General features: G+C 37.6%; 11 protein-coding genes. 9 read left to right on the forward strand and 2 right to left on the reverse strand.

Features of this window, described 5'->3' with window-relative positions:
- Window positions 1–78: 78 nt before the first annotated feature.
- Window positions 79–294: a YdbC family protein gene (locus tag HT734_RS05980; protein ID WP_000807422.1), complete on the forward strand. Its 216-nt coding sequence runs from the start codon at window positions 79–81 to the stop codon at window positions 292–294.
- A 159-nt stretch (window positions 295–453) separates the two neighbouring features.
- Here the strand turns inward: HT734_RS05980 and HT734_RS05985 are convergent, their stop codons facing one another.
- A complete protein-coding gene (locus HT734_RS05985) occupies window positions 454–990 on the reverse strand; it encodes a biotin transporter BioY (RefSeq protein ID WP_033688590.1) in 537 nt (178 codons plus the stop codon).
- A gap of 433 nt (window positions 991–1,423) precedes the next feature.
- Here HT734_RS05985 and HT734_RS09635 point away from each other — a divergent pair, with 433 nt between their 5' ends.
- The 4 genes from HT734_RS09635 to HT734_RS06000 all read left to right on the forward strand — a co-directional run bounded on the left by HT734_RS09635 (window position 1,424) and on the right by HT734_RS06000 (window position 4,915).
- Window positions 1,424–1,750 carry a hypothetical protein gene (locus HT734_RS09635; protein ID WP_080978033.1) on the forward strand — a complete coding sequence of 109 codons (327 nt, stop codon included), beginning with the start codon at window positions 1,424–1,426 and terminating at the stop codon, window positions 1,748–1,750.
- Window positions 1,751–1,815: 65 nt separating this feature from the next.
- Window positions 1,816–3,798 carry a hypothetical protein gene (locus tag HT734_RS05990; protein WP_049550890.1) on the forward strand — a complete coding sequence of 661 codons (1,983 nt, stop codon included), beginning with the start codon at window positions 1,816–1,818 and terminating at the stop codon, window positions 3,796–3,798.
- Window positions 3,795–4,418, forward strand: a complete 624-nt coding sequence (locus HT734_RS05995) for an ATP-binding cassette domain-containing protein (protein ID WP_049550889.1) — start codon at window positions 3,795–3,797, stop codon at window positions 4,416–4,418. The genes HT734_RS05990 and HT734_RS05995 overlap by 4 nt, the downstream gene beginning before the upstream one ends.
- The gene (locus tag HT734_RS06000) at window positions 4,415–4,915 is read left to right on the forward strand and encodes a hypothetical protein (protein ID WP_000721118.1); all 501 of its coding nucleotides are present in this window, start codon (window positions 4,415–4,417) and stop codon (window positions 4,913–4,915) included. Before HT734_RS05995 ends, HT734_RS06000 begins: the two co-directional genes overlap by 4 nt.
- Window positions 4,916–5,080: 165 nt before the next feature.
- Here the strand turns inward: HT734_RS06000 and gor are convergent, their stop codons facing one another.
- Window positions 5,081–6,427 carry a glutathione-disulfide reductase gene (gene gor, locus HT734_RS06005; protein WP_001209602.1) on the reverse strand — a complete coding sequence of 449 codons (1,347 nt, stop codon included), beginning with the start codon at window positions 6,425–6,427 and terminating at the stop codon, window positions 5,081–5,083.
- Window positions 6,428–6,716: 289 nt separating this feature from the next.
- Between gor and HT734_RS06010 the strand changes: the two genes are divergently transcribed.
- The 4 genes from HT734_RS06010 (at window position 6,717) to metG (ending at window position 11,983) form a co-directional block, all read left to right on the forward strand.
- Window positions 6,717–7,916, forward strand: coding sequence for an efflux RND transporter periplasmic adaptor subunit (locus HT734_RS06010; protein ID WP_025171703.1), 1,200 nt, complete (start codon window positions 6,717–6,719; stop codon window positions 7,914–7,916).
- The gene (locus tag HT734_RS06015) at window positions 7,900–8,601 is read left to right on the forward strand and encodes an ABC transporter ATP-binding protein (RefSeq protein WP_000811474.1); all 702 of its coding nucleotides are present in this window, start codon (window positions 7,900–7,902) and stop codon (window positions 8,599–8,601) included. The genes HT734_RS06010 and HT734_RS06015 overlap by 17 nt, the downstream gene beginning before the upstream one ends.
- 1 nt (window position 8,602) lies before the next feature.
- On the forward strand, window positions 8,603–9,862 hold the full coding sequence (locus HT734_RS06020) for an ABC transporter permease (RefSeq protein ID WP_001180404.1): 1,260 nt from the start codon (window positions 8,603–8,605) through the stop codon (window positions 9,860–9,862).
- Window positions 9,863–9,985: 123 nt separating this feature from the next.
- Entirely contained in the window at window positions 9,986–11,983 is a 1,998-nt protein-coding gene (gene metG, locus HT734_RS06025; RefSeq protein WP_173278285.1) for a methionine--tRNA ligase, read from the forward strand.
- Window positions 11,984–12,063: the final 80 nt, after the last annotated feature.

Genomic DNA, 12,063 nt, shown 5'->3' on the forward strand with positions numbered 1-12,063 from the left:
ATCAATATTATATAAAATTTTCCTAAAATCTACAAGATTTTACGAATAAACTAATGAAAGCTAAAAAAGGAGAAGAAAATGGCAGAATTTACATTTGAAATCGAAGAGCACTTGTTGACTCTTTCTGAAAACGAAAAAGGTTGGACTAAGGAAATCAACCGTGTGAGCTTTAATGGTGCCCCTGCAAAGTTTGATATTCGTGCCTGGAGTCCAGATCATACTAAAATGGGCAAAGGGATTACTCTCTCCAATGAAGAATTTCAAACGATGGTGGATGCCTTTAAAGGTAACTAATACTTAATGAAAATCAAAGAGCAAACTAGGAAGCTAGCCGTAGGCAGTACTTGAGTACGGCAAGGCGAAGCTGACGTGGTTTGAATTTGATTTTCGAAGAGTATAAGTTTTCAAAATGAAAGAAAAGGATACTGAGTTATGACAACTCGATATCCTTTTTTAGTTAGTAAAGTAAGCCTGATTTTTAAGGCGTTGAAGTAATGGACGGCTAATAAAACTAATAGCAATAATTTTACCAAGATCTGGGATGATAAAGGGAAATACCCCCACAGCAAGAGCTTTTTCAAATGGCATTCCAGCTAGGAAATGCAATCCAATGATCCCACCAACAAAGACAAGTGTATCTCCTAAGAGATTTGCTAGAAAAATTCTGACAAAACCACTATCACTGTTAGTTAGAGAAGAGGTAAGTCCAGAATAAACAAGATAAAACCAAAGATAGCCTGCAGTAGGACCAATCAAAGCATGAAATCCAGCTCCACCTCCTGCAAAGACAGGAAGACCGATAGCACCTAGAAGAAGATAGAGTCCAACAGAAAGTACAGCCTCTCTCGGTCTAAAGACAGTAGCAATCAAGCCGATTGCAAAGTTCTGCAGAGTGAAGGGAACAGGTCCAATTGGAAGACTGATTTGTGCCAAAACAGCAATGAGAGCAGCCCCAATAGCAGGGATAGCATAAACGTGAGCTTTTTTCAAAATAGTTAACCTCTTTTCTGATGTATAGTAACTATTATACTCGTAGAGGAATCATTGTCAACCTATTTTTATAACAAAGGTAACAAAAACTGTAACGGCCGATTTTGCTTACTGGTTAAGTTGGATAATTTTTTTGTAGATTCGAAAATTGTCTTTATAGATAATCCCATTTTATCAAAAAATATACTATAAATACTTGACAAACTAAAAAATAAGTACTACAATTACAAATGTAAACGGATACATCTAGATATGTTCAATTTTAAAAGGAGGGGTAGTTATGAGATATTTTAACGACTCTAGATACCGTAACGGTGATTAAAAACCTAAATATAATCAATTCATATTAAAGTAATATGGAGGGATTAAAAAGGGACTATTATTTACTCTTCATCAAATATTTAAATTCAAGGAGAAGTAAAATGAAAAAAGAATTAATAAGAAAGCATCTGTTTTTCTAGTTGCAAGTTTTTTAAGTTTTGGATTTGCTACTACAGCTAGTGTCGTTAACGCAGTAACGGTACACCCTGCTCCAAGTCCCATTATTGATGTATGGGAATATGGTGTAAATGATAACTCTGGTTATTCGAATTACTTTGTTAGTTCTCCAGATAATATTGGATCAAAATCTTCAGTAACGAATTTTTGGGGAACAGTTAAAGCTCAGGATAAAAAAGATTATGGATGGGCATATTCAAGTGCTACAAAATCTTGGACCGATGTTCGATTAAATGCATATTGGGATTATTATAGATTTTAAAAATAATTTATGAAAACAAGAGACCCAATTATATAATAGGGTCTTTTGTAATATGGTAATTGCTTATGAAATTAAAATTATGTATCATTGGATTCTTCTTTTGTTTGATTGCTACAATTGGTCTGGTCACTATCAGCGATACCGAAATCCCCATACCTTTACCAATTGATGGTGCTTTTTCTATTCAAGGAAAAAGCAATCTTTCTAATAACGAAATATACGAAATGGTTCGTGACTTATCAAAAACGGAAAAGGTTACCATTTACAAGCCAATCGTTCAGAATTCTGGTCAGTTGAAGTATGTAAATTTTGATGATGTAGATAATGAACAATTAAAGTCAGCACCAATAATAGGGATGTATTACACACTTGGGAAAATGGATGTAGACAGTTTGAAACCACTTACGATGACTGGACTACAAACAGTATATATGGCTTATCCTTGGTATATAGGAGGAATATTACAATTCACAGGAACTTTAAGAATACTGTTAATGGGTTCAATTTACTTAACTTTATTAGTTGTGTTATTTGTTGTTAGGACGAGGCAGATCAAAGAAGGAGTGATACGACGTTCTTTGGGCCTGCCTGTATACGACCTTAGAAGAGAGTATGTCATTTCTATTATTTTTGAACTGATTATGATGGCTTTATTGATGATTTCTTACAGTTCTTTTTTGGGTAATGGTTTCTTCACCTATAGTTCTAAGTTATTTTTCTCTCTGCTTTTAACGAATTTTATACTATTTCAAATCATTGATCTTATTACTTTTGTTTTATTTTGGTTGACGATTCAGATTGAAAAGCCCATTGAAATTATCAAAAACAAGGCGAAAAATAAACTTATTTTTGTCGTATGGCTTGTCATCATTTCGATTATCATCCTTGTCTCAGGAATTTTTTTACAAGAAACAAAGAGTAGTCAATCTAGTATTAACATACAAATACAAAATTTAGTACCATGGGACACAGTAAAAGACTGGAGAAGGATTGAATTCCTTGGAATTGAAAGTAACTCTGCTAAAAATGGAGAAGTTAGTGATTCAGATGGTAAGTATCTACAGATAGTTGCTGCCTTAAAAAACTTAGATTTTTTATATATAGAACGATCTTCGGCATATGTTCCAGATTTCATGAAAACTTCACATGTTATAGAAAATTTTTCTAAACAATTAGAAAATGACGGGATAACGAATCCAGAAATAAATAAAGAGTTGATTTATATTAATCAAACAGGTGCTAACCTACAAAATAAAGTGAATGGAACAAACTATCATCTTTTAGATAATAAGATAGCAACCATCTATATTCCTGAGAAGTGGAAAGAAAACCAGAAATCTATTGAGAATACAGTTGTAGCAGAACAATTTATTGGAACAAACTATACAAAAGAACAGCTTGCAGTACAAATAATTCCTGATGGGGAAAAAATTTTTTATTTTAATGAGGATGCTGATAATAATCTTAAAATGAAAGATATTTTACCGCTGGCAAATGTAGCAGATAGCAAAGATAATATAGTTGTTGTTTTAGATACGGACAAAATGATGGAAAATAATAAGTTTTCTTTGGCTAGTAACATACTATATAAATCTCTTTTTAGTCCTGAAGCGGTAAAAAAAATAAATGAGATGACTGTCCCGTTGAATTTCTCAATGAATCCAGTAGATGTTTACCAAATTGTGAAATTAAAGATCCAATCCTTAGAGCACCAAATTCTACTATCACAAATCTTGCAGAAGATAATTTACAGTATTGTCTTTATACTCATTTATCAATATGTCCAACTTTATATTGCCCTAAAACAAAATGAATATGTGAAAAAAATTATTTTGGGTCTGTCAAAAACATATATAGCAATTTCAAGTCTCAAGTACTTTATGATGATTATTACAATGGTTATCCTATTTACATTTCTTATGACAGGGCAAATAGAGCTGCTATATATTGGTCTTGCTTCTATACTAGTTTTGATGCTGTCAATCATAATGAGTTTTAGAAAATTATCTGAAAGCTACACTAAAATTTTAAAAGGAGATGAAACATGACAATTGACCTTTTGAACGTTTCAAAAAGTTTCGGCTCAAAAAAGATCTTTACAGACTTAAATTTAAAATTTGAATCTGGAAAAAGTTATGCATTGATTGGAGGTTCTGGCTCTGGTAAAAGTACCCTTCTTAATATTATAGGAAGATTAGAAAAAATTGACAGTGGGAATGTTTTAGTTGATAAACAAGATATTTGGAAGATAAAAGAAAGAACTTTTTTTAAAAATACTGTTGGATATGTATTTCAGAATTATTCTTTAATAGATAACAAAACAGTATATGATAATTTGAAACTTATCACTAAAGACAAAAAAACAATAACTGATGTACTTGAAAAAGTAGGACTGTCAAGTGACTATTTACATCAAAAAATATACGAATTGTCTGGTGGGCAGGCTCAACGTGTAGCTATTGCCAGAATGTTAATGAAACCACGTAAAATTATTTTAGCAGATGAGCCTACAGGAGCTTTAGATGGTGAGATTGGAAAAGAAATCATTCGTTTATTATTAAATGAAAGAGACGAAGACAAATATGTTATAATAGCGACGCATGATCCAGCTGTCTATAACGAAGTTGATGTGATAATTGACATGAAAGATATAGGGTATAATGTATGAAAAAGATAATTTATATTGCTTTGATCTTTGTAGCTGGGTTACTTGCCTTCTTCTTTTTTGGAAAACAAATGATTACAAAAGAAAATATCAATAAGCCAACGGTAGAGTTAACAGTCTATACGCTTTCTGCTAGTGATACAGAAAAATGGAATAAAGTGAGACAAGTAGAAACGGAAGAGGCTATATACTTCATAACTGTGAAAGAAGCAGCGTCTTCAGAAGAAGTATTTTCAAACATCATTGCAAATGGAGCTGCTACGGGGTTCGGAGTTCGTGAAGAAGAAGTGAAGAAATTCAATAATGATTTAGGAGACACTATAGAGGACTCTAAGCATAATAAACTAATTGAAATAGAGTTTTTTACTTTTTCTGATGCTGACGAGGGATTTGTAGTAGCAAACTTTGACTACGGTAAAGAAGAGTTGAATTCTCAGAAAAAAGATATAAAAGAGTTATATAAAAAAATATATGAATCTTTTAAAGAAAAGAATAAATGATTGTATTATAATCCTTGTATTTTGCTATGGTTTGTTAATTGATTTTTTCATATCTCATTTCAACATACTATAAAATAAGACATAAGAAAGCGAGTATCTCCAACTACGGAAATACTCGCTTTTTGATATTTAGAAGTGTTTTTTGCTCTGCTTCTTTTGTTTCGATTAACGCATGGTTACAAATTCTTCGGATGCAGTTGGGTGAATCGCCACAGTTGCATCAAAGTCTGCCTTGGTTGCTCCCATTTTGATAGCAACAGCAAATCCTTGAATCATTTCATCAACACCGTAACCAATTCCATGAAGTCCGACAACTTTTTCTTCTGAACCAGCTGTGATCAATTTGAAACGTGTTTCTTGACGGTTGCCAGTGCAAGCAGAGTACATAGAAGTAAAGCTTGATTTGTAAACCTTGATTTGGTCTTGGCCGTATTCTTTAATAGCTTGCTCTTCTGTCAATCCAACAGTTCCGATAGCAGGGTGTGAAAAGACAACAGTTGGAATAGTTGAGTAGTCCATTTTTGCAGTAGTTTTTCCGTTAAAGAGACGTTCAGATAGGGTACGTCCAGCCTTGATAGCTACTGGAGTCAGTTCTTTCTCGCCCGTTACATCACCTAGAGCGTAGATTCCCTCAACAACAGTATTTTGGTATTCATCCACTTGGATAAAGCCACGTTCGTTCAGAGTTACTCCAGCTTTTTCAAGTTGCAAGCCCTTAACGTTTGGACGGCGACCAGTAGCCCAGATAACTTGGCTAGCTGTATGACTAGTACCATCTTCGAAATGAATGGTAATGCCTTCAGCAGTTTTTTCTAACTTGACAGGGACTTTGTGAGTATGAAGTGGCAAGTTTGTTCTTTCCATTTCCTTGACCAAACCTTCAACGATATAAGAATCAAAACCTCGTAAAGGACGATCACGGCGAACAAAGAGATCTGTCTTGACACCAAAAGTGTGGAGTACGCCAGCCAATTCAACGGCAATATAACCTGCGCCTAGAATAGCAACTGACTCTGGCAATTCTTCCCAAGCAAATACATCATCAGAAGAACCACCTAGCTCAGCACCAGGAATATTTGGAATACTTGGATGGGCACCAGTAGCAATCACGATATGTTTGGCGCGAATCAGTTCACCATTTACGCTGACAGTATGAGAATCTACAAATTCCGCATGACCTTCAATCAAGTCTACACCGTTGCGTTTAAAACTGCCATCATAAGAAGAACGAGCGCGATCAATGTAGGCTTCACGATTACGACGTAGGGTTGCAAAGTCAAAGTTAAGATCAGTAGTCTTAAAGCCGTAGTCTTGTCCAAATTGATGGAAAGTCTCAGCGATTTGCGCCCCGTACCACATGATTTTTTTAGGAACACAACCGACGTTGACGCAAGTTCCACCTAGTTTCTTTTCCTCAATAACGGCCGCTTTGGCTCCGTGTTCACCAGCACGGTTCATGGTAGCAATTCCTCCACTACCTCCACCGATAGCAATGATATCGTATTCTCTCATTGTAAACTCCTTTGTACTCTTCTAAATAGTAGAGTGTCATTTTTTGATAGTCATATTCTATCTTTTTTTTGATGTGATTGCAAAAATCTGCTACGTTCAAAAAAATTAAAGAAAAGGCTTGCAAAAAAGAAAAATAAAGTGTATTATATAACTAGTACAATGATTGTAAAATGAATTCCGAACAATAATTGAATCCTGAAATGTCATTATTTCGTTCTAAACGGTTATTGTTTATATTTGGTAATTTTTGTATAATATTGTTAAGGACTTTAAATCAAAAAGGAGTTTCATTATGAAAAAGAATAGTAAAGCTAAAAAGTGGCAATTGTATGCAGCAATCGGTGCTGCAAGTGTAGTTGTATTGGGTGCTGGAGGGATTTTACTCTTTAGACAACCATCTCAAACCGCTGTAAAAGATGAACCTACTCATCTTGTTGTTGCCAAGGAAGGAAGCGTGGCATCCTCTGTTTTATTGTCAGGGACAGTAACGGCAAAAAATGAACAATATGTTTATTTTGATGCTAGTAAGGGAGATTTAGATGAAATCCTTGTTTCTGTGGGTGATAAGGTCAGCGAAGGACAGGCTTTAGTCAAGTACAGTAGTTCAGAAGCCCAGGCGGCCTATGATTCAGCGAGCCGAGCAGTCGCTAAGGCAGACCGTCATATCAACGAACTCAATCAAGCACGAAATGAAGCCGCTTCAGCTCCCCAGTTACCAGCGCCAGCAGGAGGAGAAGGTGCAGCAGCCCAAACTCCAGCTCCAGTCTCAGGAAATTCAGTGTCATCTATTGATGCACAACTAGGTGATGCTCGTGATGCTCGTGCAGATGCAGCAGCACAATTAAGTAAGGCTCAAAGTCAGTTGGATGCAATGACGGTTCTCAGCACTCTAGAAGGAACTGTGGTCGAAGTCAACCGTAATGTTTCTAAATCTCCAACTGGAGCTAGCCAGGTGGTAGTTCATGTCGTTAGCAATGAAAACTTGCAAGTTAAGGGTGAACTATCTGAATACAACCTTGCCAACTTATCTGTAGGTCAAGAAGTAACCTTTACTTCTAAAGTTTATCAAGATAAAAGCTGGACTGGTAAGCTTAGCTATATTTCTGACTACCCTAAAAACAATGGCGAAGCAGCAAGTGCAGCTGCAGCAGCAGGCGGTAACTCTGGTTCTAAATATCCATATACCATCGATGTTACAAGTGAAATCGGTGATTTGAAACAAGGATTTTCAGTAAGTGTTGAGGTTAAGAATAAGAGTAAAGCTATTCTAGTTCCTTTAACAAGTGTTGTGACTGAAAATGATAAGAACTATGTCTGGGTACTTGACGAGCAGAAAAAGGCCAAGAAAGTGGAAGTTGGTTTGGGAAATGCTGATGCAGACAACCAAGAAATCACTTCAGGTTTGACAAATGGAGTCAAGGTCATCAGTAACCCAACGTCTTCTCTAGAGGAAGGAAAAGAGGTGAAGGCTGATGAAGCAACTAATTAGTCTAAAAAATATCTGCAGAAGCTACCGGAATGGTGACCAAGAGCTGCAGGTTCTCAAAAATATCAACCTAGAAGTGAATGAGGGTGAGTTTGTTGCCATAATGGGACCATCGGGTTCTGGTAAGTCTACTCTAATGAATACCATTGGCATGTTGGATACGCCAACCAGTGGAGAGTATTATCTTGAAGGCCAAGAAGTGGCTGGACTTGGTGAAAAACAACTAGCCAAGGTTCGTAACCAACAAATCGGATTTGTCTTTCAGCAGTTCTTTCTTCTATCTAAACTCAATGCTCTGCAAAATGTAGAATTGCCCTTGATTTACGCAGGAGTTTCGTCTTCAAAACGTCGTAAGTTGGCTGAGGAGTATTTAGACAAGGTTGAATTGACAGAACGTAGTCACCATTTGCCTTCGGAATTATCTGGAGGTCAAAAGCAACGTGTAGCTATCGCGCGTGCCTTGGTAAATAATCCTTCTATCATATTAGCGGACGAACCGACAGGAGCCTTGGATACTAAAACAGGTAACCAAATCATGCAACTATTAGTTGACTTGAATAAAGAAGGAAAAACCATTATCATGGTAACGCATGAGCCTGAAATCGCTGCTTATGCCAAACGCCAGATCGTCATTCGAGATGGAGTTATTTCGTCTGACAGTGCGCAGTTAGAAAAGGAGGAAAACTAAGATGCAGAATCTGAAATTTGCCTTTTCATCTATCATGGCACATAAGATGCGCTCTTTTCTCACAATGATTGGAATCATCATCGGTGTTTCATCAGTTGTTGTAATTATGGCTCTAGGTGATTCCATGTCTCGTCAAGTTAATAAAAACATGACCAAGTCACAGAAGAATATCCATGTCTTTTTCTCGCCTATCAAAAGTAAAGATGGTTCTTTTACACAAAAGCAATCAGCTTTGACAGTGTCTGGTAAAGAAGAGGATGTTCCTGTTGAACCACCAAAACCGCAAGAAGCTTGGGTCAAGGAGGCAGCAAAACTTAAGGGTGTGGACAGTTACTATGTAACCAACTCAACAAATACCACCCTATCCTATAAAGATAAAAAAGTGGAGCGCGCTAGCTTGACGGGTGGGAATATTACCTACATGAAGGCGGTTGAAAATGAAATTGTTGCAGGCCGAAGTCTCATAGCTCAGGATTATAAAGATGTGGCCAGTGTCATTTTACTAGACCAAGAACTTGCTAATAGTCTGTTTGGATCTGCTCAAGAAGCTGTTAACCAGGTTATAGATGTTGGTGGCTTTAGCTATCGTGTCATTGGTGTTTATACCAGCGATGAGGCCAAGACTGCCAAGACTTTTGGTATTGGTGGACTTCCGATTACGACTAATATCTCTCTTGCAAATAATTTCAATATGGATGAGATTTCTGATATTGTCTTCCGTGTTAATGATACCAGTTTGACACCAACTGTGGGACCAGAATTAGCTAGAAAATTGACCGAAATTGCTGGTATTCAGCAAGGGGAGTATCAGGTGGCAGATGCGACTGCAGCCTTCCAAGAAGTACAACAACTTTTTGGATTTATGACGACGGTTATTAGTGCCATCGCAGGAATTTCTCTCTTTGTTGGAGGGACTGGTGTTATGAACATCATGCTGGTTTCGGTGACAGAGCGTACTCGTGAGATTGGTCTCCGTAAGGCTTTGGGTGCGACACGTGCTAATATTTTAATCCAATTTTTGATTGAATCCATGATTTTGACCTTGTTAGGCGGAGTCATTGGTTTAACCATTGCGACAGGCTTAACCGCTATAGCGGGCATACTCTTGCAAGGATTGATTGCGGGTATAGAAGTAGGAGTGTCAATCCCGGTTGCCCTATTTAGTCTTGCAGTTTCGGCTAGCGTTGGTATGATTTTTGGAGTCTTGCCAGCCAACAAGGCATCTAAACTTGATCCAATTGAAGCCCTTCGATATGAGTAAGATCAACAAGATGGACACTTGTCTATCTTGTTTTTGTATGGATTTCTCTATCGAAAATCCTTAAAAATGTGATATAATGAAGTGTTAGAAAAACAGGTTTCATTTGCCTGGAAAGGAAAAATTATGTCTGAAAAGAATTTTTATATTACAACACCGATTTACTATCCATCTGGTAAACTTCATATTGGTTCTGCCTACACAACCATCGCTTGTGATGTCCTAGCTCGTTACAAACGCCTCATGGGCTACGATGTCTTTTATTTGACAGGTCTTGATGAGCATGGTCAAAAAATCCAGCAAAAAGCAGAAGAAGCTGGAATCACACCTCAAGCCTATGTTGATGGGATGGCAGTTGGAGTCAAAGAACTCTGGCAATTACTAGATATCTCATACGATAAATTCATCCGTACAACGGATGACTACCATGAAAAAGTTGTCGCACAGGTCTTTGAGCGCTTGCTTGCTCAAGATGACATCTATTTGGGTGAATACTCTGGCTGGTATTCAGTCTCAGATGAAGAATTCTTTACAGAAAGTCAGCTTGCGGAAGTTTTCCGTGACGAAGCTGGAAATGTGACTGGTGGAATCGCTCCATCAGGTCACGAGGTGGAATGGGTTTCTGAAGAATCATACTTCCTTCGTCTCAGCAAATACCAAGATCGTTTGGTAGAATTTTTCAAAGCTCATCCTGAATTTATCACTCCAGATGGTCGTCTGAATGAAATGCTTCGCAATTTTATCGAGCCAGGTTTAGAGGATTTGGCAGTTTCTCGTACAACCTTTACATGGGGAGTACCAGTCCCATCAAATCCAAAACACGTTGTCTACGTTTGGATTGATGCCCTTCTTAACTATGCGACAGCTCTTGGCTACGGTCAAGATGAACATGGTAACTTTGACAAGTTCTGGAATGGAACTGTCTTCCACATGGTTGGAAAAGACATCCTTCGATTCCACTCAATCTACTGGCCAATCCTTCTTATGATGTTGGATATCAAATTGCCAGATCGTTTGATTGCCCACGGTTGGTTTGTCATGAAAGACGGCAAGATGTCTAAGTCTAAAGGGAATGTCGTTTACCCTGAAATGTTGGTAGAGCGTTATGGACTAGATCCACTTCGTTACTACCTCATGCGTAGCCTTCCAGTTGGATCAGACGGAACCTTCACTCCTGAAGACTATGTAGGCCGTATCAACTATGAATTGGCTAATGACCTAGGAAACCTCCTCAACCGTACTGTTTCCATGATTAACAAGTATTTTGATGGTCAAATCCCTGCCTATGTAGAGGGTGTAACAGAGTTTGACAATGCTCTTGCTCAAGTAGCAGAACAATCAATTGCTGACTACCATACACACATGGAAGCAGTTGACTACCCACGTGCTTTAGAAGCAGTCTGGACTCTTATCTCTCGTACTAACAAATACATCGACGAGACAGCTCCATGGGTCTTGGCTAAGGATGAAGCTCTTCGTGACCAATTGGCAAGTGTCATGAGTCACTTGGCAGCTAGCCTTCGTGTCGTAGCTCACTTGATTGAACCATTTATGATGGAAACTAGTCGTGCAGTCTTGACTCAACTTGGTCTAGCAGAAGTTTCTAGCCTTGAAAACTTGAGCCTGGCAGATTTCCCTGCTGGTGTGACTGTTGTTGCCAAAGGAACACCAATCTTTCCACGCCTCGATATGGAAGAAGAAATCGCCTATATCAAGGAACAAATGGAAGGCAACAAACCAGCCGTCGAAAAAGAGTGGAACCCAGATGAAGTTGAACTCAAACTAAACAAGGAAGAAATCAAGTTTGAAGACTTTGACAAGGTCGAAATCCGTGTCGCAGAAGTCAAAGAAGTGTCTAAAGTAGAAGGTTCAGATAAGTTGCTTCAATTCCGCTTAGATGCTGGGGATGGAGAAGATCGTCAAATTCTTTCAGGAATTGCAAAATACTATCCAAATGAACAAGGATTGGTCGGCAAGAAAGTCCAAATTGTTGCTAACCTCAAACCTCGTAAAATGATGAAGAAATATGTCAGCCAAGGTATGATCCTATCAGCTGAACATGATGGACAATTAACCCTTCTCACAGTTGATCCAGCTGTACCAAACGGAAGTGTGATTGGGTAAAAATAGACAGGACTAGTTCATGCTAGTTCTGTTTTTTTATTTACACTCAATGAAAATCAAAGAGCAAACTAGGAAACTAG

The organism is Streptococcus sp. k-90 (assembly GCF_013277565.1).
GTDB lineage: Bacteria > Bacillota > Bacilli > Lactobacillales > Streptococcaceae > Streptococcus.

Excerpts from the sequence above, each read along its gene's own strand:
- gor (WP_001209602.1), bottom strand. The coding sequence starts at position 6,427 with ATGAGAGAATACGATATCATTGCTATCGGTGGAGGTAGTGGAGGAATT.
- HT734_RS05990 (WP_049550890.1), top strand. The coding sequence starts at position 1,816 with ATGAAATTAAAATTATGTATCATTGGATTCTTCTTTTGTTTGATTGCT.
- metG (WP_173278285.1), top strand. The coding sequence starts at position 9,986 with ATGTCTGAAAAGAATTTTTATATTACAACACCGATTTACTATCCATCT.
- HT734_RS05995 (WP_049550889.1), top strand. The coding sequence starts at position 3,795 with ATGACAATTGACCTTTTGAACGTTTCAAAAAGTTTCGGCTCAAAAAAG.
- HT734_RS05980 (WP_000807422.1), top strand. The coding sequence starts at position 79 with ATGGCAGAATTTACATTTGAAATCGAAGAGCACTTGTTGACTCTTTCT.
- HT734_RS06020 (WP_001180404.1), top strand. The coding sequence starts at position 8,603 with ATGCAGAATCTGAAATTTGCCTTTTCATCTATCATGGCACATAAGATG.
- HT734_RS06000 (WP_000721118.1), top strand. The coding sequence starts at position 4,415 with ATGAAAAAGATAATTTATATTGCTTTGATCTTTGTAGCTGGGTTACTT.
- HT734_RS06015 (WP_000811474.1), top strand. The coding sequence starts at position 7,900 with ATGAAGCAACTAATTAGTCTAAAAAATATCTGCAGAAGCTACCGGAAT.